We start from the raw sequence: 21,666 nt of genomic DNA, 5'->3' as shown, positions 1-21,666 counted from the left end.
TGCCGAAGGCTGCGATCTTTTGATGTTGATTTTTAAGATCAAGAGATCGCAGCCTCGTTTCACTCGACAGCTCCTACAGGTGTGCGAACCAACCCAAATAACAATCCACAGAGGTTGAATCATGGCGGTTAACAACGAACGTGCAGGCAGTACACCGTTGATCGAAAGGCGTTCGATCGACTACATCCCGGAAGCGGAAAGACACGGTCGTCTGTTCAGTCAGTTCACCCTGTGGATGGGCGCGAATTTGCAGATTACCGCGATCGTCACCGGGGCCCTGGCCGTGGTGCTGGGCGGTGATGTGTTCTGGTCGTTGATCGGTCTGCTGATCGGGCAATTGCTCGGCGGTGGCGTGATGGCGCTGCATGCTGCGCAAGGGCCGAAACTCGGTCTGCCACAGATGATCTCCAGTCGCGTGCAATTCGGCGTTTATGGCGCGGCGATTCCCATCGTGCTGGTGTGCCTGATGTACCTGGGCTTCACGGCTACCGGGACGGTGCTCTCCGGGCAAGCGCTGGGTCAGTTGTTCGGTGTCAGCGACAGCGTTGGCATCCTGATTTTCGCCAGTGTCATCGTGCTGGTCACAGTGCTTGGCTATCGCGTGATCCACTGGATCGGCCGCGTCGCCAGTGTCATTGGCGTGATCGCTTTCGTGTTCCTGTTCTGGCGGTTGATGAGCCAGACCGACGTCGGCGCGCTCCTGCAGATCCGCCACTTCAGCTGGAGCAGCTTCCTCTTGGCGGTATCGCTGGCGGCGTCCTGGCAGATCGCTTTCGGCCCGTACGTGGCGGACTACTCGCGCTACCTGCCGAGCGCCACTTCATCGGTGAAAACCTTCTTCGCCGCCGGTGCCGGTTCGGTGATCGGCGCCCAGGTGGCGATGATTCTCGGCGTGTTTGCCGCCGCATCGGCCAACGGTCAATTCGCCGGTCATGAGGTCGCCTACATCGTCGGCCTCGGCGGTACCGGCGCCACCGCCGCGCTGCTGTATTTCAGCATCGCCTTCGGCAAGGTGACCATCTCAACGCTCAACTCCTACGGCAGCTTCATGTGCATCGCCACCGTCATCAGTGGCTTCAAAGGGCACCTGACGGTGACTCGTATGCAGCGGCTGGTGTTCGTGCTGTTCATTGTCGGCGCGGCGACGCTGATTGCCCTGCTCGGGCAACACTCGTTCCTCGGTGCGTTCAAGTCCTTCATCCTGTTTCTGCTCGCCTTCTTTACGCCGTGGAGCGCGATCAACCTGGTCGACTACTACTGCATCACCCGCGAGCGCTACGACGTGCCGGCGCTGGCCGATCCAAACGGTCGATACGGCCGCTGGAACCTGCTCGGCATCAGCGTTTATGTGTTCGGCGTGCTGGTGCAGTTGCCGTTCATCTCGACCAAGTTCTACACCGGGCCGCTGGTCGCCGCTCTCGGTGACGTGGATATCTCCTGGATCATCGGTCTCTTGCTGCCGGCCGTCGTCTATTACCTCTGCGCGAAAAAGTGGCACAGCGCAGTGCCCGATCGCCTGATTCTGCCGGTCGAGCAGAACAGCACCCAACAAGCAAAAACGAGCGGGGCCGGTCGCGCTGCGGCGCAGGCCTGATCTGGACGTGGACCAGGCTGGATGCCTCTTGAACTGCCGTAAGCCCATTCATGATTAGGAGCGTCACGACAATGAAATCGAACAAGACCCTGCTGACCACATTGCTGTCCATGGGCCTGTTGGCCAGTGCCGGTGCGACGCAAGCCGCCGGCTGGTGCGAATCGGGCAAACCGGTGAAATTCGCCGGGCTGAACTGGGAGAGCGGCATGCTCCTGACCGACATGCTGCAAGTGGTGCTGGAGAAAGGTTACGGCTGCAAGACCGACAGTCTGCCGGGCAATTCCATCACCATGGAAAACGCCCTGAGCAGCAACGACATTCAAGTGTTCGCCGAAGAGTGGGTCGGCCGCAGCGAGGTCTGGAACAAGGCCGAGAAGGCCGGCAAAGTCGTTGGTGTCGGCGCACCGGTAGTCGGCGCGGTCGAAGGCTGGTACGTGCCGCGTTACGTGATCGAAGGCGACGCCAAGCGCAAGCTTGAGGCGAAAGCCCCGGACCTGAAAAACATCGCTGATCTGGGCAAGTATTCCGCCGTGTTCAAGGACGCTGAAGAGCCATCCAAGGGCCGTTTCTATAATTGCCCGGCCGGCTGGACCTGCGAGCTCGACAACAGCGAAATGCTCAAGAGCTATGGCCTCGAAAACAGCTACACCAACTTCCGTCCGGGCACCGGCCCTGCGCTGGACGCGGCGGTGCTGTCGAGTTACAAGCGTGGCGAGCCGATCCTTTTCTACTACTGGTCGCCAACCCCGCTGATGGGCCAGATCGATGCGGTCAAACTGGAAGAGAAACCTGGCGTCGACAAGACCGTGAGCATCAAGGTCGGCCTGTCGAAAACCTTTCACGACGAAGCTCCAGAGCTGGTCGCCGTGCTGGAAAAGGTCAACCTGCCGATCGACTTGCTCAACCAGAACCTCGGGCGCATGGCCAAGGAACGTATCGAGTCGGCAAAACTGGCGAAAATCTTCCTCAAGGAACATCCTGAAGTCTGGCATGCGTGGGTCAGTGCAGACGCAGCCAGGCAAATCGACGCGGCCTTGTAGGTCAGGATTCCCCGGCTGCCAGCTACGGCAGCCGGACGCTTGATCGCAACCCCTTGATTGAGAGTCCCTTATGTTTCCCGAAAGCTTTACCTTTTCCATCGCCGACTGGGTCAACGGTTGGGTCGATTCGCTGGTGACCAATTACGGCGACGTATTCCGCCACATCTCCGACACGCTGCTGTGGGCCATCGTCAGTCTCGAAGGCCTGCTGCGTGCGGCGCCGTGGTGGCTGATGCTGGCGATTGTCGGTGTGATCGCCTGGCACGCCACGCGCAAAGTCGTCACCACCGCCGTGATTGTCGGTTTGTTGTTTCTGGTGGGCGCGGTCGGTCTCTGGGACAAACTCATGCAGACCCTGGCGCTGATGATGGTCGCGACGATCATTTCAGTGCTGATCGGCATTCCGCTCGGGATCCTCTCGGCGCGCAGCAATCGCTTGCGTTCGGTGCTGATGCCGCTGCTCGACATCATGCAGACCATGCCGAGTTTCGTTTACCTGATTCCGGTGCTGATGCTGTTCGGCCTGGGCAAGGTGCCGGCGATTTTCGCCACGGTGATCTACGCCGCACCGCCGCTGATTCGTCTGACCGATCTGGGTATTCGCCAGGTCGATGGTGAAGTGATGGAGGCGATCAACGCCTTTGGCGCCAACCGCTGGCAGCAACTGTTCGGCGTGCAACTGCCGCTGGCGCTGCCAAGCATCATGGCCGGGATCAACCAGACCACGATGATGGCCCTGTCGATGGTGGTGATCGCCTCGATGATCGGCGCCCGTGGCCTGGGTGAAGACGTGCTGGTGGGCATTCAGACCCTCAACGTCGGTCGTGGTCTGGAGGCCGGGCTGGCGATCGTGATTCTCGCTGTGGTCATCGACCGCATTACTCAAGCCTACGGTCGGCCACGCCACGAGGTGAACAAATGAGCAACGCAAGCGTGAGCAAGATCGAAGTGCGCAACGTCTTCAAGATTTTCGGCAACCGCGCCAAGGATGCGCTGGCCATGGTCGGCCAGGGCAAGAGCAAGGATCAGGTGCTCAACGAAACCGGTTGCGTGGTCGGCGTGAACGACTTGTCGCTGAGCATCGGCACCGGCGAAATCTTTGTGATCATGGGCCTGTCCGGCTCGGGCAAATCCACCCTGGTGCGCCACTTCAATCGCCTGATCGATCCCACTAGCGGGGCGATTCTGGTTGATGGCGAGGACATCCTGCAGTACGACATGGACGCCCTGCGCGAATTTCGCCGACACAAGATCAGCATGGTGTTCCAGAGTTTCGGCCTGCTGCCGCACAAAACCGTACTCGATAACGTCGCCTATGGTTTGAAAGTGCGTGGCGAGAGCAAGCAGGTCTGCGCCGAACGCGCGCTGCACTGGATCAATACCGTCGGCCTCAAAGGCTACGAAAACAAATACCCGCACCAGCTCTCCGGCGGCATGCGTCAGCGCGTCGGCCTGGCCCGCGCTTTGGCGGCGGACACCGACATCATTCTGATGGACGAAGCGTTCAGTGCGCTGGATCCGCTGATCCGCGCCGAGATGCAGGATCAGTTGCTGGAACTGCAGAAGACCCTGCACAAAACCATCGTCTTCATCACCCACGACCTCGACGAAGCTGTGCGCATCGGCAATCGCATCGCGATTCTCAAGGACGGCCGGTTGATTCAGGTCGGCACGCCGAGAGAGATCCTGCATTCACCGGCGGATGAGTATGTTGACCGGTTTGTGCAGCGGCGGGCGGCGGTGGTTTAAAGAGATTTGCGGTGATAGTGCCGGCCTCTTCGCGATCAAGCCCGCTCCCACATGTGTTCGGCGTTGTGCCGAAAATTTGTGAACACCACAAATCTAATGTGGGAGCGGGCTTGCTCGCGAAGGCGGCGGTGAAGCTGCATCGATATTTGGATGAGGTTAAAGATGTCCCAGGCTGAAAAAATCATCATCACTGGCGACCACCTGCATTGGCAGGAGGTGGTCGCTGTCGCCCGTCACGGTGCGCCGCTGGAATTGTCCAGCGACACGTGGGCGCGCATCGACAACGCTCAGGCCATCGTCCAGCGCATCGTCGCCAGCGGCGAGCGCGCCTATGGCGTCAACACCGGTCTGGGCGGCCTGTCCAACGTTTCGCTGCAAGACGAACAGCTCAGCCAGCTCTCGCGCAACACCTTGCTCAGCCATGCCTGCGGGGTTGGCCCGGTCCTGAGTGATGAGCAGACCCGCGCAATCATCTGCGCCGCGGTCCACAACTACAGCCACGGCAAATCCGGCCTGCATCGGCGCGTAGTCGAAGGGCTGCTGGCGCTGCTCAATAGCGGTATCACCCCGCAGGTGCCGTCGCAAGGTTCGGTGGGTTACCTGACGCACATGGCGCACATCGGTATCGCGCTGCTGGGCGTGGGCAATGTCAGCTATCGCGGGCAGATCATTTCGGCGCAACAGGCGTTGGCCGAAGAAGGCCTGGAGCCCATGCATTTGGGGGCAAAAGACGGTTTGTGTCTGGTCAATGGCACGCCGTGCATGACCGGTCTCAGTTGCCTGGCGATTGCCGATGCAACGCGCCTGCTGCAATGGGCCGATGTCATCGGTGCGATGAGTTTCGAAGCCCAGCGCGGCCAGATCGATGCGTTCGATGCCGAGATCATCGCGCTCAAGCCGCATCCGGGCATGCAGCAGGTGGGCAACAACCTGCGCGCCTTGCTCGATGGCAGCGAAGTGATCGCCGCGAGCAAGGGCATTCGCACGCAGGACGCGCTGAGCATCCGCTCTATCCCGCAGGTGCACGGCGCGGCGCGTGATCAACTGCAGCATGCGATCAATCAGGTCGAAGCCGAACTCAATGGCTGCACGGACAATCCGCTATTGCTCGGCACGCCGGACAATTTCCGGGTGATGTCGCAGGCCAACCCGCACGGCCAGTCGGTGGCGATGGCGGCAGATCTGCTGGCGATTGCCATGGCTGAAATCGGCTCGATTGCCGAGCGTCGTCTCGATCGCCTCGTCAACCCGCACGTCAGCGGTCTGCCGGCGTTTCTGGTGGCCAATCCGGGGGTCAATTCCGGAATGATGATCGTGCAATACGTCGCCGCTTCGCTGTGTGCGGAAAACCGCCAATTGGCGCAACCGGCGGTACTCGACAACTACATCACCTCGGGCCTGCAGGAAGATCACCTGAGCATGGGCACTAACGCTGCGCTGAAGCTGCATCGCGCGCTGGAAAACTGCACGCAGATCCTCGCCATCGAATACCTGCTGGCGGCGCAGGCGCTGGAATTCCTCAAGGAGCAGCGCTTTGGCGTGGGCACTGACCGCGCCTGGCGCCTGCTGCGCGAAACGGTCCCTGCCTACGATGAGGATCGCTGGCTGGCGCCGGATATCGCTGCCGCTGCGACCGTGTTGAAAGACCCGAATCTGCTGCACAACGTTCTACCGAATCTGCACTGACAACTACCCATACCAGCGTGCCAAGGCGTGGATCGTTCACAAGACGAAAAACGACGGATAACGGAATGCTCCGGAGCGACTGGTAGTTAATAACAATGCCTAACAGGAGCATTTTAATGACTGCGCTGAACCTGATCCCCGGCCAACTGAGCCTGGCCCAACTGCGTGACGTCTACCAGAACCCGGTCACCTTGACCCTCGACAACAGCGCCAGTGCGCAGATCGAGGCCAGCGTTGCCTGCGTCGAGCAGATCCTCGCCGAGAACCGCACCGCCTACGGCATCAACACCGGTTTCGGCCTGCTGGCCTCGACGCGCATCGCCAGTGAAGACCTGGAAAACCTCCAGCGTTCGCTGGTGCTCTCGCACGCTGCCGGCGTCGGCCAGCCGATCAGCGATGAGCTGGTGCGACTGATCATGGTGCTCAAGGTCAACAGCCTCAGCCGCGGTTTTTCCGGCATCCGTCGGCAGGTGATCGATGCGCTGATCGCGCTGATCAATGCCGAGGTCTATCCGCATATTCCGTTGAAAGGTTCGGTCGGTGCGTCGGGCGATCTGGCGCCGCTCGCGCACATGTCGCTGGTGCTGCTGGGCGAGGGCAAGGCGCGCTACAAGGGCGAGTGGCTGGAGGCGACCGAGGCGCTGAAAGTCGCCGGCCTGACGCCGCTGACGTTAGCGGCTAAAGAAGGTCTGGCGCTGCTCAACGGTACCCAGGTTTCCACAGCGTTTGCGCTGCGCGGTTTGTTCGAAGGTGAAGACCTGTTTGCCGGTGCCCTGTCGCTGGGCAGTCTCACCGTAGAAGCCGTGCTCGGCTCGCGCTCGCCGTTCGACGCGCGCATTCACGCTGCACGTGGGCAGAAAGGTCAGATCGATGCCGCTGCCGCGTACCGCGATCTGCTCGGTGAGCGTAGCGAAGTCTGCGCCTCGCATCAGAACTGCGACAAGGTCCAGGACCCGTATTCGCTGCGCTGCCAGCCGCAAGTCATGGGCGCCTGCCTGACCCAGTTCCGTCAGGCCGCTGAAGTGCTGGCGGTGGAAGCCAACGCGGTTTCCGACAACCCGCTGGTATTCGCCGCTGAAGGCGACGTGATTTCCGGCGGTAACTTCCACGCCGAGCCGGTGGCCATGGCCGCTGACAACATGGCCTTGGCCATCGCTGAAATCGGCTCGCTGAGCGAACGGCGCATCTCGCTGATGATGGACAAGCACATGTCGCAACTGCCGCCGTTCCTCGTCGCCAATGGCGGGGTGAATTCCGGGTTCATGATTGCCCAGGTCACCGCAGCGGCACTGGCCAGCGAAAACAAGGCGTTGTCCCATCCGCATTCGGTAGACAGCCTGCCGACCTCGGCCAACCAGGAAGACCATGTGTCGATGGCCCCGGCGGCGGGCAAGCGTCTCTGGGAAATGGCCGAGAACACTCGCGGCATTCTCGCCGTGGAATGGCTGGCGGCGGTGCAGGGGCTGGACCTGCGCAATGGCCTGAAGACCTCGCCGAAGCTGGAACAGGCGCGGGCGATCTTGCGCAAGGAAGTGCCGTTCTATGAGAAGGATCGGTTCTTTGCGCCGGACATCAATGCGGCGACTGAGTTGCTGGCGTCGCGGTGTCTGACCGAGCTGGTGCCGGCGAAGCTTTTGCCGAGCCTTTAACCCTACCCACTGATCGTTCCCACACGCAGCAAAGGAATGCCTCAAGGGACGCTCCGCGTCCAGTGACGCGGAGCGTCACGGGCTGCATTCCTTTGCTGCGCGTGGGAACGATCACTATAAGAGGAACCGGGATGAAAACCCTCTGGCAACACTGCCAAGTCGCAACCATGGCCAACGGCGCCTATTCGATCATCGAGGATGCCGCGATCGTGACGTCCGGCACGCTGATCGAATGGATCGGCCCGCGCGCTCAATTGCCGTCCGGCGAATTTTCGGCGGTCAATGACCTGCAAGGTGCTTGGGTCACCCCCGGTCTGATCGACTGCCACACCCACACCGTATTCGGCGGCAACCGCAGCGGTGAGTTCGAGCAGCGTCTGCAAGGCGTCAGCTATGCCGAGATCGCCGCGCAGGGCGGCGGCATCGCCAGCACCGTGCGCGCAACCCGTGAAGCGAGCGAAGACGAGCTGTTCGCCAGCGCCGCCAAACGTCTGAAAAGCCTGATGCGCGACGGCGTGACCACGGTGGAAATGAAATCCGGCTACGGTCTCGATCTGGCCAACGAACGCAAGCTGCTGCGGGTCATCCGGCGCCTGGCCGAAGAGCTGCCGATAAGCGTGCGCAGCACTTGCCTGGCGGCGCACGCGTTGCCGCCGGAGTACAAGGATCGCGCCGACGATTACATCGATCTGGTCTGCGAGCAGATGCTCCCGGCCCTTGCCGCCGAAGGTTTGATCGATGCCGTGGACGCGTTCTGCGAATACCTGGCGTTTTCGCCGGAGCAGGTCGAGCGGGTCTTCGTCGCCGCGCAACAACTCGGACTGCCAGTGAAACTCCACGCTGAGCAGTTGTCCTCGCTGCACGGCTCCAGCCTCGCCGCACGCTACAAAGCCTTGTCCGCCGATCACCTGGAGTTCATGGACGAGGACGATGCCATCGCCATGGCCGCTGCCGACACCGTCGCCGTGTTGCTGCCGGGCGCGTTCTATTTCCTGCGCGAAACCCAATTGCCGCCGATGGATGCGCTGCGCAAGCACAAGGTGAAGATTGCCATCGCCAGCGACCTCAACCCCGGCACCTCGCCGGCGCTGTCGTTGCGCCTGATGCTGAACATGGCTTGCACCTGTTTGCGCATGACCCCGGAAGAAGCTCTGGCCGGGGCGACCATCCATGCCGCGCAGGCGCTGGGCATGGCGCAGACCCATGGCTCGCTGGAGGTTGGCAAGGTCGCTGATTTCGTGGCGTGGGACATCGAGCGTCCGGCGGATCTGGCCTATTGGCTCGGTGGCGATCTGGACAAGCGCGTCGTGCGTCACGGCGTTGAATCGAATTTCTAGGAGGGCGGTTGTGGACAAGGTTCTGAGTTTCAAACAAGGTCGCGTGCCGCTGCTGATCAGCATGCCCCACGCCGGTGTGCGTCTGACCCCGGCGGTTGAAGCCGGGCTGATCCCGGCGGCGAAGAGCCTGCCGGACACTGACTGGCATATTCCGCAGCTCTACGACTTTGCCGAGGAGCTGGGCGCCAGCACCCTGGCGGCTGAGTATTCGCGCTTCGTCATCGACCTCAACCGGCCGTCCGACGACAAGCCGTTGTATGCCGGGGCGACCACCGGGTTGTATCCGGCAACGTTGTTCGACGGTATTCCGTTGTTTCAGCAAGGTCTGGAACCGTCGAAAGAGGAACGTGTGACTTACCTGGAGCAGATCTGGACGCCTTACCATCGCACCTTGCAGCAAGAGCTGGCGCGACTGAAAGCCGCATTCGGCTACGCGCTGTTGTTCGATGCGCACTCGATCCGCTCGATCATCCCGCACCTGTTCGACGGCAAGCTGTCGGACTTCAACCTCGGCACCTTCAATGGCGTCAGTTGTGATCCGCAACTGGCGAGTCAACTGGAAGCGATCTGCGCGCAGCACGCGCAGTTCACCCATGTGCTCAACGGTCGGTTCAAGGGCGGGCACATCACCCGCCAGTACGGCGATCCGGCGCAAAACATCCACGCTGTGCAGCTGGAACTGTGCCAGTCCACCTACATGGAAGAGTTCGAACCGTTCCGCTACCGCGCCGACCTGGCCGAGCCGACGCGGGTGGTGCTCAGGGAATTGCTGCAGGGCTATCTGGCCTGGGCAAAATCTCACTACAGCGCGTAACCCTTGTGGGAGCGGGCTTGCTCGCGAAGGCGGTGTATCAGTCACTGTTCATGTCGACTGACACGGACCCTTCGCGAGCAAGCCCGCTCCCACAGGTCGATGCATTTGATCGTTCCCACGCTCCGCGCGGGAACGATCAGGCCCCGGGGCATGCTCATTGACGCAAATCGGGTTTATGATGCCCAACGGCAGAATAATACGAGTCCCCCCAGGGATGACCTCGACCCCTTACGGAGCGCGCAATGCAGACTTTGTTTCCGCAGATCAAACCCCACGCCCGGCACGATCTGGCTGTCGATGACACCCATACGCTGTACGTCGATGAAAGCGGATCGCCGGAGGGATTAGCGGTCGTGTTCATTCATGGTGGCCCAGGCGCCGGCTGCGACGCCCAGAGCCGGCGCTATTTCGATCCGAATCTGTATCGCATCGTCACCTTCGACCAGCGCGGCTGCGGTCGCTCCACCCCGCACGCCAGCCTGGAAAACAACACCACCTGGGATCTGGTCGAGGATCTGGAGCGCATTCGCAAGCACCTTGGCATCGAAAAATGGGTGCTGTTCGGCGGCTCGTGGGGTTCGACCCTGGCCCTGGCGTACGCACAAACCCACCCGGAACGGGTCCACGGTCTGATTCTGCGCGGGATCTTTCTCTGCCGTCCGCAGGAAATCGAATGGTTCTATCAGGCCGGCGCCAGCCGCCTGTTCCCCGATTACTGGCAGGATTACATCGCGCCGATCCCGCTGGACGAACGCGACGACCTGCTCAGCGCTTTCCACAAACGCCTGATCGGCAACGACCAGATCGCCCAGATGCATGCGGCGAAAGCATGGTCGACCTGGGAGGGGCGTACCGCGACCCTGCGGCCGAACCCGCTGGTGGTCGATCGTTTCTCCGAGCCGCAGCGCGCACTGTCGATCGCGCGGATCGAGTGTCACTACTTCACCAACAATGCGTTCCTTGAGCCAAACCAGTTGATCCGCGACATGGGCAAGATCGCCCACCTGCCCGGCGTGATCATCCATGGCCGCTACGATGTGATCTGCCCGCTCGACAACGCCTGGGAATTGCATCAGGCCTGGCCGAACAGCGAATTGCAGGTCATCCGAGACGCCGGCCACGCCGCATCCGAGCCGGGCATCACCGATGCGCTGGTGCGCGCCGCGAGCAAAATGGCCCAGCGCCTGCTCGACCTGCCGCTCGAAGAAGCATGAAGGCGCTGTTGCAACGCGTACGCGGTGCGCGGGTAGAGGTCGCCGGCGAGGTAGTCGGCGCGGTCGATCAGGGTTTGCTCGTGCTGGTGGCGGTAGAACCCGACGACACGCCTACCAGCGCCGACAAACTTCTGCATAAGCTGCTTAACTATCGGGTATTCAGTGATGCCGAGGGCAAGATGAATCTGTCCCTGGCGGATGTGGGTGGCGGGTTGCTGCTGGTCTCTCAGTTCACCCTCGCCGCCGATACCAAAAGCGGCCTGCGTCCGAGCTTTTCCACGGCCGCACCGCCGGCGCTGGGTGAGGAATTGTTCGACTATCTATTAAGCAAAGCGAAACAGATGCATGGCACTGTGGCATCAGGTAGATTCGGCGCCGATATGCAGGTGCACTTGGTCAACGACGGCCCGGTAACCTTCCTGTTACAGACCTGACAGTGCCTGAAACACCTTTTTCGGAAATTTCGACTGTTTTTAGGCTGTTTTCGCGATAAATACTTTGTTACCCCTGATGCGTTGTCATCCGGGCTACTAGATAATCGCGCGCTGCGGGGATCGACATTCGTTGATCCGTTTTGACTTAGGTAGAGACTTGTCTGGATCCGATTGGGGAATCATTTTGCCCCGGCGGAGTCGGAACATTGCTCGCCAACTTGGCAAGGGTGCCCTGAAAGGTCGGTTTTTTACTGCCGAAAACCCTACAGGCACTTCATCTGGCCGTTGGTTTATTGATCTGTTTTCGGCGAGGGTTGCTCGTGATTGTTAGTCCCTGTAATGCAGCAAAAATGTCTGCCAAACGCATGCGAAGTGCTCTGGTAGCGGGTTCGGCGCTCCTGTGCCTGCTCAGCGCCGGTCAGCTTTGGGCGTTCAATCTTGACGACGTATCGGCCAAGGCCAAAGAGCTGGCCGGGCAGAAGTTCGAAGCCCCGCGCAGCAACCTGCCGAACGAATTTCGCGAAATGAAGTTCGCGGACTATCAGAAGATCCGCTTCCTCACCGAAAAGGCTGAGTGGGCCGATCAGAAGACGCCGTTCAAGCTCTCCTTCTATCACCAGGGTATGCATTTCGATACGCCGGTGAAAATCAACGAAATCACCGCGAATACTGTCTCGGAGATCAAATACGATCCGAGCCGCTTCGATTTCGGCGATCTGAAATTTGATCCGAAAGCCACTGAACAACTGGGCTACGCCGGTTTCCGTGTGCTGTACCCGATCAACAAGGCCGACAAGCAAGACGAAATCATGACCATGCTGGGCGCGAGCTATTTCCGCGTCGTCGGCAAAGGGCATACCTACGGTCTGTCGGCCCGTGGTCTGGCCATCGATACCGCGCTGCCGTCGGGCGAAGAATTCCCGCGTTTTCGCGAATTCTGGATTCAGCAGCCCAAGCCTGGCGACAAGCACCTGGTGATCTTCGCTCTGCTCGATTCGCCGCGCGCCACCGGTGCCTACCGCCTGATCCTGCGTCCGGGCAGCGACACCATCGTTGACGTCAAGGCGCAGATGTTCCTGCGTGACAAGGTCGGCAAACTGGGCATCGCGCCGCTGACCAGCATGTTCCTGTTCGGCGCCAACCAGCCGTCGAAAGTCCTCAACTACCGTCGTGAACTGCACGACTCCAGCGGTCTGTCGATCCATGCCGGCAACGGCGAGTGGATCTGGCGCCCACTGAACAACCCGAAACATCTGGCCGTGAGCAACTTCAGCGTCGAGAACCCGCGTGGTTTCGGTCTGCTGCAGCGTGGCCGTGACTTCAGCCACTACGAAGACCTCGACGACCGCTACGACAAGCGCCCAAGCGCCTGGATCGAGCCGAAGGGCGAGTGGGGCAAGGGCACTGTCGATCTGGTAGAGATTCCGACCGCTGACGAAACCAACGACAACATCGTTGCGTTCTGGAGCCCGGAAAAAATGCCGGAGCCAGGCCAGCCGCTGGACTTCGCCTACCGCATGCACTGGACCATGGACGAAGCAGCGATCCACGCGCCGGACAGCGCCTGGGTGGCACAGACTCTGCGTTCGACCGGTGACGTCAAGCAATCGAACCTGATCCGTCAGCCGGATGGCAGCGTTGCCTATCTTGTCGACTTCGAAGGCCCGTCACTGGCAGCCCTGACGCCGGATGCCGACGTGCGCAGTCAGGTCAGCGTTGGCGACAACGCCGAGCTGGTCGAGAACAGCGTGCGCTACAACCCGGAAACCAAGGGCTGGCGCCTGACTCTGCGGATGAAGATCAAGGATCCGAGCAAGGCAACCGAAATGCGCGCCGCCCTGGTTCAGCCTGTCGTGACAGCCGATCTGGGCAAATCCGTGCCGGCCTCCAACTCGTCGGTCGCCAAGGCTGACAAGGTGGCCGCCAAGCAACAGGAAAAACTCGACAAGGAAGCCAAGGCCGCCGAAGCCAGACAGGCTGAAGCCAAGCCTGCCGCCGACGCCAAGGACCAGGCCAACAAAGACGCCAAGCAGCCAGTCGCTGCCGACGCGGCCCCAGCCACACCGGAATCGGCACCGACTGAAGAAGTCCTGACCGAGACCTGGAGCTATCAGTTGCCTGCCGATGAGTAACTCTCAAGTACAGCCAGAGACTCTGTCCGAGTATCTGGCGCATCTGCCGATGACCGACGAGCAACGCGCGGAACTCGCGGGTTGCCAGTCGTTCAGCGAGCTGCATGAACGCCTGTCGTCCTCGACATTCGACGCTCCTGCCGAAGCCGCCCAGGCTTCGGTGGGCAAGCGTCTGACCCTGAGCACGGCCGAAGAACTGGCCGAAGCGGAAATGCTGGTGCTCGACGCCAGTGGTCGGGTCAGCCTCAAGGCCACGCCGCCGATCCACCGTACCAAGGTTGTGCCTGAACCATGGCGCACCAATATTCTGGTGCGTGGCTGGCGCCGTCTGACCGGGCGCACCAACCCGCCGCAGCCGCCGAAGGACGCCAATGTACTGCCGGCCGCACGCTGGCGCACCGTCGGTTCGATCCGCCGCTACATTCTGTTGCTGCTGATGCTCGGCCAGACCATCGTTGCCGGCTGGTATATGAAAGGCATCATGCCGTACCAGGGCTGGTCGTTCGTCGATCTGGAAGAAGTCCTGCATCAGCCGCTGCTGCAAACCGCCACGCAAGTGCTGCCGTACGCGCTGCAAACCAGCATCCTGATTCTGTTCGGGATTCTGTTCTGCTGGGTCTCGGCCGGTTTCTGGACCGCACTGATGGGCTTCCTCGAGTTGCTCACCGGCCACGATAAATACCGTATCTCCGGGAAAAGCGCCGGTAACGAGCCGATTCCGAAAGATGCGCGTACTGCGCTGGTAATGCCGATCTGCAACGAAGACGTGCCGCGTGTATTCGCCGGTCTGCGGGCGACGTTCGAATCGGTAGCGGCCACCGGTGATCTGGATCGCTTCGACTTTTTCGTCCTCAGCGACAGTAACGACACCGATATCTGCGTCGCCGAGCAACAGGCCTGGCTGGATGTCTGCCGCGAGGCCAAGGGCTTCGGCAAGATCTTCTATCGCCGTCGCCGCCGTCGTGTGAAGCGCAAGAGCGGCAACCTCGACGACTTCTGCCGTCGTTGGGGCGGTGACTACAAGTACATGGTCGTGCTCGACGCCGACTCGGTGATGAGCGGCGAGTGCCTGACCAGTCTGGTGCGCCTGATGGAAGCCACGCCGGACGCCGGGATCATCCAGACCGCGCCACGTGCGTCGGGCATGGACACCCTGTATGCGCGCATGCAGCAGTTCGCCACCCGCGTGTACGGCCCGCTGTTTACCGCTGGTCTGCACTTCTGGCAGTTGGGTGAATCCCACTACTGGGGTCACAACGCGATCATCCGCATGAAGCCGTTCATCGACCACTGCGCTCTGGCGCCGTTGCCGGGTAAAGGCGCATTCTCCGGTGCAATCCTTTCCCACGACTTCGTCGAAGCTGCGCTGATGCGTCGGGCCGGGTGGGGCGTGTGGATTGCCTACGACTTGCCGGGCAGTTACGAAGAGTTGCCGCCGAACCTGCTCGACGAACTCAAGCGTGACCGTCGCTGGTGCCACGGCAACCTGATGAACTTCCGCCTGTTCCTGGTCAAGGGCATGCACCCGGTGCACCGCGCGGTGTTCCTGACCGGCGTGATGTCGTACCTGTCGGCGCCGTTGTGGTTCTTCTTCCTGGTGCTGTCGACCGCGCTGCTGGCGGTGAACACGCTGATGGAGCCGCAGTACTTCCTCGAACCGCGTCAGCTCTATCCGCTGTGGCCACAATGGCACCCGGACAAGGCCATCGCGCTGTTCTCGACGACCATCGTGCTGCTGTTCCTGCCGAAGCTGTTGAGCATCATCCTGATCTGGGCCAAGGGCGCGAAAGAGTTCGGCGGCAAGTTCAAGGTGACCCTGTCGATGCTGCTGGAGATGCTGTTCTCCATGCTGCTGGCACCGGTGCGGATGATTTTCCACACCCGCTTCGTCCTCGCCGCGTTCCTCGGCTGGGCCGCGACCTGGAACTCGCCGCAGCGTGACGACGACTCGACGCCGTGGAGCGAAGCGGTCAAGCGCCACGGTCCGCAGACGTTGCTGGGCTTCTTTTGGGCGCTGCTGGTGATCTGGCTGAACCCGAGCTTCCTCTGGTGGCTGGTGCCGATCGTCGGTTCGCTGATGCTGTCGATCCCGGTATCGGTGATCTCCAGCCGTGTCGGCCTGGGCCTGAAGACCCGTGACGAGAGCCTGTTTCTCATCCCCGAGGAATACAATCCGCCACAGGCCTTGCTGGCAACCAATCAGTACACCCACGAGAACCGCTATCACGCCCTCAACGACGGCTTCGTCCGCGCCGTGGTCGATCCTCAGCAGAACGCCCTGGCGTGCTCGCTGGCGACCTCGCGTCACGGCCAGGCCGAGCCGATCGAGTGGCTGCGTCAGGAACGTGTGCGTCACGCGATCAAGGTCGGCCCGGCCGGGCTGAACAACCATGATCGCCTGCAACTGCTTAGCGACCCTGTCGCACTGGCACGCCTGCACGAGCAGGTCTGGGCCGAAGGTCACGCCGAGTGGCTGGACGCCTGGCGCGCTTCGGTGAAAGCCGATCCGCACGCGCCGTTGCTGCCGCTGCGACCGGTGAGCCTGCAGGCTCAGCCGGCCTGATGAGAAAACCCCGCTGATTCAGCGGGGTTTTTTTATGTCCGCTGTTGAGCTGCGAACAAACACCGATCAAACCTAAAACCAGTGCAAAGCATCCGTCGCCGAATTGGCGCGCCCGTTACCTACGACGCGCAAACCGCGCCGCTGCCTTCGCGAGCAGGCTCGCTCCCACAGGGAACCGCATTCCAAGGTGGGAGCGAGCCTGCTCGCGAATGGCATCACCTCGGTTCCAGGCGAACCGGGGTCGTGCATCAACTCAGACTTTGAAGCGGCCCACCAGCATCTGCAGATGCGTGCCCAACCGTGCCAGCTCGACGCTGGACGCTGCGGTCTCTTCGCTCGCCGCCGAGGTCTGATCGGACACATCGCGCACGTTCAGCACGCTGCGGTTGATCTCTTCGGCCACGGCGCTCTGCTGCTCGGCGGCTGCGGCGATCTGCTGGTTCATCGCCTGGATCGCCGAGACGGTGCGGGTGATGCTCTCCAGTGAGCCACCGGCACGCCGGGTCAGTTCGACGCTGCTGTCGGTGAGGCTGCGGCTGTTGTCCATGATCGTCGCCACTTGCTGGGTACCGTTTTGGAGACCGACGATCAGCTCCTCGATCTCTTCGGTGGACTTCTGCGTGCGCTGGGCAAGGCTGCGCACTTCATCGGCGACCACGGCGAAACCACGTCCGGCTTCACCGGCGCGGGCCGCTTCGATGGCGGCGTTGAGGGCCAGCAGGTTGGTTTGCTGGGCCACTGACTTGATCACGTCGAGGACGCTGCCGATCTTGTCGCTTTCACGCTTGAGCTCGCCCATGGCTTCAGTGGAGTGACCCACCTCGACCGCCAGACGTTCGATCTGAGCGATGGCTTCGCCGACGACCTTGTCGCCTTCACGGGCCTGTTGGTCAGCGGCGACAGCGGCCTCTGAGGCTTCTTCAGCATTGCGTGCGACTTCCTGCACGGTGGCGGCCATCTCGTTCATGGCGGTGGCGACCTGATCAGTCTCGACCTTCTGATTGTTGACCCCGGCGCTGGTCTGTTCGGTCACCGCCGAAAGTTCTTCAGCGGCGCTGGCGATCTGCGTGACGCCGTCGCTGATGCCGCCGATCAACTCGCGCAGGCCTTGGGTCATGCTTTGCATCGAGCGCTGCAATTGACCGAGTTCGTCGCGACGCAGGGAAACCAGGTTGTGGGTCAGATCACCGGCCGCCACGCGCTCGGCGACTTTCAGGGTCTGGGTCAGCGGAATGATGATCTGCCGAGTGATGATCCACGCTGCCAGCAAACCGAACACCAGCGCCAGCACGGTGGCGATCAGCAGCATGTTCTTGGCATGGGCGGCATCGGTGTCGCGCACCACGGTTTGCGATTCGGTGAGCTTCTTGCTGGCCGCGATAAGGATGTCGCCCTGAGCCGACATGTTGGCCAGTGCAGCGGCGTTCTTCACCTGTGAATCACGGAACTGAGCGACGGCGGCGCGATAGGCCTTGAGCGAGTCGGTGGCCTGCTGCAGGTTGGCGATGTGCTGCTCCGGCACGCGGGTCGGCAGGCTCTCGAGATTTTTCAGGGCGTTATCGATGGCGCTCAGCGCCGGTTGCTCGGCGTCGGCCTTGCCGCTGTAGGTGTAGCCGCGCACCTGATAGCGCGCCTGCTGCAACAGTTTGCTGAGTTCGATCACCGCGTTGTATTGCGCAACGCTGTCGCCTTGCAGCAGCGCACTTTCGACTTCGCCGACCTTGGCCACAGCATTGTCCGCGTTGGCGCCAAGCTTGCTGCGCGCATCTTCACGCTGCACGGTGGCCTGGGTCATTTCGCCGAAGGCGCGTTTGTATTCGGTGACCGCAGCAAGCTGTTGGTCGACCATCGCGACATCGGACGGCTGCTCGATCATGCCGCGTGCCGATTGCAGACCGCTTTCAAGTTGGTTGAGGTATCCATTGACCGCGCCCGGGCCCTGTTCGCCACGGCGCATGTCGTAGTCCATGCGCGCCAGGCGCAGGTCCTTGGTCAGCTCGTTGAGGCTGGAGATGAAGCCGAGCTTGTCGCCACGGCTGATGATGCCGCTCATGCCGGTCCAGCCGGTGAAAGTGATCAACAGTGTCAGCAACAGCACCAGGCCGAAACCGATGCCCAGCTTGCGTTTGACGCTGACGTTTCCAAGACTCTCGGCTAACCAACGGTACATGCGACCACTCCCTTCGGACCACTAATTGGACTTATAGGGGTTGTATCGGCTGGGTGATGGCAATCTGTAACGCCACTTGTCCGCGACCGTAGGACTTATAGGAGCTTGTAGGAGCTGACGAGTGCAACGAGGCTGCGATCTCTTGATCTTGTTTTTTTAGAGGCAAGATCAAAAGATCGCAGCCTCGTTGCACTCGGCAGCTCCTACAGGGATCGGTGTCGCGCTAGAACAGGCGTGCAAGCAGGGCGGTGACAGCGGTTTCGACGCGCAGGATGCGCTCGCCCAATTGCACCGGTTGCAGGCCGGACTTGGTCAGCAGATCGATTTCGTAAGGAATCCAGCCCCCCTCCGGGCCGATGGCCAAGGTCACTGGCTCGCTCAGCGCGCGCGGGCAGGGCGGGAAATTACCGGGATGGCCGACCAGGCCAAGGGTGCCCTCGGTGATCGCCGGCAAACGATCTTCAACGAAAGGCTTGAAGCGCTTTTCGATGACGATCTCTGGCAGCACGGTATCGCGAGCTTGTTCAAGACCAAGAATCAACTGCTCACGAATCACTTCCGGCTCCAGAAAGGGCGTCTGCCAGAAGCTTTTCTCGACGCGGTAGCTGTTGACCAGGATCACCTTGGCCACGCCCATGGTCGCGACGGTCTGGAACACGCGGCGCAGCATTTTCGGCCGGGGCAGGGCCAGCACCAGGGTCAGCGGCAACTTGGCCGGCGGTGGTTGATCGAGGCTGACACGCAGTTCCGCTTCGCCCGCTTCCAGGCGCAGCAGCTCGGCCGAACCCATCAAGCCGTTGATGCGCCCCACACGCAGGCTGTCGCCCACTTCCGCGCGATGCACTTGCTGCATATGGGTCAGGCGCCGATCACGCAGGATCACGCGGTCGGCCGCAATGAAGTCGGCCTCTTCGAGCAGCAGCAGGTTCATGCCTGGGTCGCTGGCGGCTGGTCGTTGTGGTCGTCGGCCGGTGTTTCGTCCGGACGTTCGCGCTTGCTGACCAGCGCGCCGAAGAGGATGCCGATTTCGAACAGCATCCACATCGGCACGGCCAGCAGGGTCTGCGAGAAGATGTCCGGCGGAGTGAGGATCATGCCCACCACGAAGCAGCCGATGATCACGTACGGGCGGATCTTCTTCAGGTATTTGACGTCGACCACGCCGATCCATACCAGCAGCACCACGGCCACCGGGATTTCGAACGCGACGCCAAAGGCGAAGAACAGCGTCATGACGAAGTCGAGGTAGCTGGCGATGTCGGTCATCATCTCCACGCCGGCCGGTGTAGCGGCGGCGAAGAACTTGAAGATGAGCGGAAAGACGAAGTAATAGGCGAACGCCATGCCGATGTAGAACAGCAGGATGCTGGAGATCAGCAACGGTACCGCAACGCGTTTTTCATGCTTGTACAGGCCTGGCGCGATAAAGCCCCAGATCTGATGCAGGATCACCGGAATCGCGAGGAACAGCGAAACCATCATTGTCAGTTTCAGCGGCGTCAGGAAAGGCGACGACACGTCGGTGGCGATCATCGTCGCGCCGACCGGCAGGTACTGGCGCAGCGGCGTCGAGACGAAGGTGTAGATCTGCTGGGTAAACGCAAACAGCCCGGCAAAGATAATGAAGATCGCCGCCACGCAACGCAGCAGGCGGGTGCGCAACTCGGTGAGGTGCGAAACCAGCGGCATGTGCTGGTCGTTTTCGGGGAGATCGCTCATGGGGCTCGCGGCGGCAGTGTAGGGTCTTGAGGCGCTGGTGTAGCCGGCGCGGCGGAGGGCGCTACGTGTTCAACCGATGTGTTCGCAGTAACCGGCGCCGGTCCTGGCGGTGTTACAGCTGGTGCAGGTGCCGTCGGAGCGGCAGCGCTGTGAATCGTCTGCTCGCCCACAGGCTCGACCGGCGTCGGCTCCTGCTGGTTCGGATTGAAAATTTTCCGCGCCTCTTGCTCCAGTGACAGAATATGTTCGTTGTGCAGTTGCCGACGGATCTCGTCGGCACCGATTTCACGTTCAACTTCCTGTTTGATCGCGTTGAAGCTGCGCTTCAGGCGGCCGACCCACAGACCGGCGGTGCGCGCCGCGCCCGGCAGACGCTCGGGGCCGAGCACCAGCAGGGCGACGAGGCCGACGAGCAGCAGTTCAGAGAAGCTGATACCAAACATTAGTCAGTGCTCACACGTCTTTGCGGATCGGCTCTTCGACTTTCTGCGCCTGCACGTCGATGGTGTGCGGCGGGTTGGCCTGAGCGGTGGTTTGCGGCTGCACCGGTGGCACAGGCTGCACCGGTGGCACAGGCTGGGCCGGCGGGGTCACGCTCGGCTCGGCCGGTTTTTCGTCGTCGTTCATGGCTTTGCGAAAGCCCTTGATCGACTCGCCAACGTCGGTGCCGAGGTTTTTCAGTTTCTTGGTACCGAATACCAGCACCACGACAATCAGAATGACGACCCAGTGTTTCCAGTCAAAAATGCCCATGTGGCGATTCCTCTCTAAAAGTTGTTCAGGCGGACGGACGCGAGGCTTTCTCGACGTGTCCGGACAGGCCGAAGCGACGGTCCAGTTCATCCAGCACGGCCTGCGGATGCTGCCCCAGTTGGGCGAGCATGACCATGCTGTGGAACCACAGGTCGGCGGTCTCGTAGATCACATCACTGCAATCGCCGCTGATCGCGGCATCCTTGGCGGCAATAATGGTTTCGACCGACTCTTCGCCGACTTTCTCCAGAATCTTGTTCAGCCCCTTGTGATACAGGCTGGCGACATACGAACTGTCGGCGGCTGCGCCTTTGCGCTCTTCAAGTACCTGAGCGAGGCGGGTCAGGGTGTCACTCATGTGTGTGTCCTGCGGAATAGATAGCGTGCGGATCTTTCAGTACCGGGTCGACCGTTTTCCAGTCGCCGTTTTCGAAGACCCGGTAAAAGCAGCTTTGACGGCCGGTGTGGCAGGCGATGTCGCCGATCTGTTCAACCATCAGGATGATCACATCGGCGTCACAGTCCAGGCGCATCTCATGCAGGGTCTGCACATGGCCGGACTCTTCGCCCTTGCGCCACAGCTTGCCACGGGAACGTGACCAGTAGATTGCACGATTCTCCGCAGCGGTCAGCTCGAGCGCTTCGCGGTTCATCCAGGCCATCATCAATACGCGCCCGGTCTTGTGATCCTGGGCAATCGCCGGCACCAGGCCGTCAGCATCCCACTTGATCTCGTCCAGCCAGTTTTTCATCGTCAAATCTCGAAAAGCAGCAGCAAGCCATGAGCTTCAAGCTGCAAGTAAACGCACGTT

19 protein-coding genes and 1 pseudogene are annotated in these 21,666 nt (G+C 61.3%); 12 read left to right on the top strand and 8 right to left on the bottom strand.

What is annotated here, in order from left to right; genetic code table 11:
* Positions 1-121: 121 nt before the first annotated feature.
* From CXF97_RS04780 to mdoH, 12 genes are all read left to right on the top strand, one after another.
* Positions 122-1,594, top strand: coding sequence for a cytosine permease (locus tag CXF97_RS04780; RefSeq protein WP_101156713.1), 1,473 nt, complete (start codon positions 122-124; stop codon positions 1,592-1,594).
* Between the two features lie 71 nt (positions 1,595-1,665).
* On the top strand, positions 1,666-2,634 hold the full coding sequence (locus tag CXF97_RS04775) for an ABC transporter substrate-binding protein (RefSeq protein WP_101156709.1): 969 nt from the start codon (positions 1,666-1,668) through the stop codon (positions 2,632-2,634).
* 70 nt (positions 2,635-2,704) lie between these two features.
* Positions 2,705-3,556, top strand: a complete 852-nt coding sequence (locus CXF97_RS04770; RefSeq protein WP_101156706.1) for a proline/glycine betaine ABC transporter permease — start codon at positions 2,705-2,707, stop codon at positions 3,554-3,556.
* A complete protein-coding gene (locus CXF97_RS04765; RefSeq protein WP_016772086.1) occupies positions 3,553-4,383 on the top strand; it encodes a glycine betaine/L-proline ABC transporter ATP-binding protein in 831 nt (276 codons plus the stop codon). The genes CXF97_RS04770 and CXF97_RS04765 overlap by 4 nt, the downstream gene beginning before the upstream one ends.
* Before the next feature lie 162 nt (positions 4,384-4,545).
* Positions 4,546-6,069: a histidine ammonia-lyase gene (hutH, locus tag CXF97_RS04760; RefSeq protein ID WP_101156704.1), complete on the top strand. Its 1,524-nt coding sequence runs from the start codon at positions 4,546-4,548 to the stop codon at positions 6,067-6,069.
* A 116-nt stretch (positions 6,070-6,185) separates the two neighbouring features.
* Positions 6,186-7,718, top strand: a complete 1,533-nt coding sequence (gene hutH, locus CXF97_RS04755) for a histidine ammonia-lyase (RefSeq protein ID WP_101156701.1) — start codon at positions 6,186-6,188, stop codon at positions 7,716-7,718.
* 131 nt (positions 7,719-7,849) lie between these two features.
* Positions 7,850-9,055, top strand: coding sequence for an imidazolonepropionase (gene hutI, locus CXF97_RS04750; protein ID WP_101156698.1), 1,206 nt, complete (start codon positions 7,850-7,852; stop codon positions 9,053-9,055).
* 10 nt (positions 9,056-9,065) lie between these two features.
* Positions 9,066-9,869, top strand: a complete 804-nt coding sequence (gene hutG, locus CXF97_RS04745) for an N-formylglutamate deformylase (RefSeq protein WP_101156695.1) — start codon at positions 9,066-9,068, stop codon at positions 9,867-9,869.
* A 242-nt stretch (positions 9,870-10,111) separates the two neighbouring features.
* The gene (pip, locus tag CXF97_RS04735; RefSeq protein WP_101156690.1) at positions 10,112-11,083 is read left to right on the top strand and encodes a prolyl aminopeptidase; all 972 of its coding nucleotides are present in this window, start codon (positions 10,112-10,114) and stop codon (positions 11,081-11,083) included.
* Complete coding sequence (gene dtd, locus CXF97_RS04730; RefSeq protein WP_101156687.1) at positions 11,080-11,517, top strand: D-aminoacyl-tRNA deacylase; 438 nt, start codon at positions 11,080-11,082, stop codon at positions 11,515-11,517. The genes pip and dtd overlap by 4 nt, the downstream gene beginning before the upstream one ends.
* A gap of 350 nt (positions 11,518-11,867) precedes the next feature.
* Complete coding sequence (locus CXF97_RS04725) at positions 11,868-13,649, top strand: glucan biosynthesis protein G (protein ID WP_178081146.1); 1,782 nt, start codon at positions 11,868-11,870, stop codon at positions 13,647-13,649.
* Positions 13,642-16,212, top strand: coding sequence for a glucans biosynthesis glucosyltransferase MdoH (gene mdoH, locus CXF97_RS04720; RefSeq protein WP_101156685.1), 2,571 nt, complete (start codon positions 13,642-13,644; stop codon positions 16,210-16,212). The genes CXF97_RS04725 and mdoH overlap by 8 nt, the downstream gene beginning before the upstream one ends.
* A gap of 253 nt (positions 16,213-16,465) precedes the next feature.
* Here the strand turns inward: mdoH and CXF97_RS28745 are convergent, their stop codons facing one another.
* The 8 genes and pseudogenes from CXF97_RS28745 to hisI all read right to left on the bottom strand — a co-directional run bounded on the left by CXF97_RS28745 (position 16,466) and on the right by hisI (position 21,606).
* Positions 16,466-17,170: a methyl-accepting chemotaxis protein gene (locus tag CXF97_RS28745; protein ID WP_371918371.1), complete on the bottom strand. Its 705-nt coding sequence runs from the start codon at positions 17,168-17,170 to the stop codon at positions 16,466-16,468.
* Positions 17,171-17,368: 198 nt separating this feature from the next.
* Positions 17,369-18,265 (bottom strand): annotated as a pseudogene (locus CXF97_RS28740) (methyl-accepting chemotaxis protein); the annotation flags it as partial.
* A gap of 340 nt (positions 18,266-18,605) precedes the next feature.
* A complete protein-coding gene (locus CXF97_RS04710) occupies positions 18,606-19,313 on the bottom strand; it encodes a 16S rRNA (uracil(1498)-N(3))-methyltransferase (RefSeq protein ID WP_101156679.1) in 708 nt (235 codons plus the stop codon).
* Positions 19,310-20,101, bottom strand: coding sequence for a twin-arginine translocase subunit TatC (tatC, locus tag CXF97_RS04705; protein WP_016772075.1), 792 nt, complete (start codon positions 20,099-20,101; stop codon positions 19,310-19,312). Before tatC ends, CXF97_RS04710 begins: the two co-directional genes overlap by 4 nt.
* Positions 20,098-20,544 carry a Sec-independent protein translocase protein TatB gene (gene tatB / locus CXF97_RS04700; protein ID WP_101156676.1) on the bottom strand — a complete coding sequence of 149 codons (447 nt, stop codon included), beginning with the start codon at positions 20,542-20,544 and terminating at the stop codon, positions 20,098-20,100. The genes tatC and tatB overlap by 4 nt, the downstream gene beginning before the upstream one ends.
* A gap of 10 nt (positions 20,545-20,554) precedes the next feature.
* On the bottom strand, positions 20,555-20,854 hold the full coding sequence (locus CXF97_RS04695; RefSeq protein WP_101156673.1) for a twin-arginine translocase TatA/TatE family subunit: 300 nt from the start codon (positions 20,852-20,854) through the stop codon (positions 20,555-20,557).
* Positions 20,855-20,879: 25 nt separating this feature from the next.
* A complete protein-coding gene (locus tag CXF97_RS04690) occupies positions 20,880-21,212 on the bottom strand; it encodes a phosphoribosyl-ATP diphosphatase (RefSeq protein WP_003220849.1) in 333 nt (110 codons plus the stop codon).
* Entirely contained in the window at positions 21,205-21,606 is a 402-nt protein-coding gene (hisI, locus tag CXF97_RS04685; protein ID WP_007899278.1) for a phosphoribosyl-AMP cyclohydrolase, read from the bottom strand. Before hisI ends, CXF97_RS04690 begins: the two co-directional genes overlap by 8 nt.
* Between the last annotated feature and the right edge of the window lie 60 nt (positions 21,607-21,666).

The organism is Pseudomonas sp. Choline-02u-1 (genome assembly GCF_002836515.1).
In the GTDB taxonomy this organism is placed as follows: domain Bacteria; phylum Pseudomonadota; class Gammaproteobacteria; order Pseudomonadales; family Pseudomonadaceae; genus Aquipseudomonas.
This window is presented reverse-complemented; position numbering and strand designations above follow the sequence as displayed.

What these genes read in the sequence shown, in the direction of transcription:
- hutI (WP_101156698.1), top strand. Translation starts at nt 7,850, where the DNA reads ATGAAAACCCTCTGGCAACACTGCCAAGTCGCAACCATGGCCAACGGC.
- CXF97_RS04690 (WP_003220849.1), bottom strand. Translation starts at nt 21,212, where the DNA reads ATGAGTGACACCCTGACCCGCCTCGCTCAGGTACTTGAAGAGCGCAAA.
- tatB (WP_101156676.1), bottom strand. Translation starts at nt 20,544, where the DNA reads ATGTTTGGTATCAGCTTCTCTGAACTGCTGCTCGTCGGCCTCGTCGCC.
- CXF97_RS04725 (WP_178081146.1), top strand. Translation starts at nt 11,868, where the DNA reads ATGTCTGCCAAACGCATGCGAAGTGCTCTGGTAGCGGGTTCGGCGCTC.
- hutH (WP_101156701.1), top strand. Translation starts at nt 6,186, where the DNA reads ATGACTGCGCTGAACCTGATCCCCGGCCAACTGAGCCTGGCCCAACTG.
- CXF97_RS04710 (WP_101156679.1), bottom strand. Translation starts at nt 19,313, where the DNA reads ATGAACCTGCTGCTGCTCGAAGAGGCCGACTTCATTGCGGCCGACCGC.
- CXF97_RS04695 (WP_101156673.1), bottom strand. Translation starts at nt 20,854, where the DNA reads ATGGGCATTTTTGACTGGAAACACTGGGTCGTCATTCTGATTGTCGTG.
- CXF97_RS04765 (WP_016772086.1), top strand. Translation starts at nt 3,553, where the DNA reads ATGAGCAACGCAAGCGTGAGCAAGATCGAAGTGCGCAACGTCTTCAAG.
- hutH (WP_101156704.1), top strand. Translation starts at nt 4,546, where the DNA reads ATGTCCCAGGCTGAAAAAATCATCATCACTGGCGACCACCTGCATTGG.
- CXF97_RS04770 (WP_101156706.1), top strand. Translation starts at nt 2,705, where the DNA reads ATGTTTCCCGAAAGCTTTACCTTTTCCATCGCCGACTGGGTCAACGGT.
- CXF97_RS28745 (WP_371918371.1), bottom strand. Translation starts at nt 17,170, where the DNA reads ATGGCCGCCACCGTGCAGGAAGTCGCACGCAATGCTGAAGAAGCCTCA.
- mdoH (WP_101156685.1), top strand. Translation starts at nt 13,642, where the DNA reads ATGAGTAACTCTCAAGTACAGCCAGAGACTCTGTCCGAGTATCTGGCG.
- tatC (WP_016772075.1), bottom strand. Translation starts at nt 20,101, where the DNA reads ATGAGCGATCTCCCCGAAAACGACCAGCACATGCCGCTGGTTTCGCAC.
- CXF97_RS04775 (WP_101156709.1), top strand. Translation starts at nt 1,666, where the DNA reads ATGAAATCGAACAAGACCCTGCTGACCACATTGCTGTCCATGGGCCTG.
- dtd (WP_101156687.1), top strand. Translation starts at nt 11,080, where the DNA reads ATGAAGGCGCTGTTGCAACGCGTACGCGGTGCGCGGGTAGAGGTCGCC.
- hisI (WP_007899278.1), bottom strand. Translation starts at nt 21,606, where the DNA reads ATGAAAAACTGGCTGGACGAGATCAAGTGGGATGCTGACGGCCTGGTG.
- pip (WP_101156690.1), top strand. Translation starts at nt 10,112, where the DNA reads ATGCAGACTTTGTTTCCGCAGATCAAACCCCACGCCCGGCACGATCTG.
- CXF97_RS04780 (WP_101156713.1), top strand. Translation starts at nt 122, where the DNA reads ATGGCGGTTAACAACGAACGTGCAGGCAGTACACCGTTGATCGAAAGG.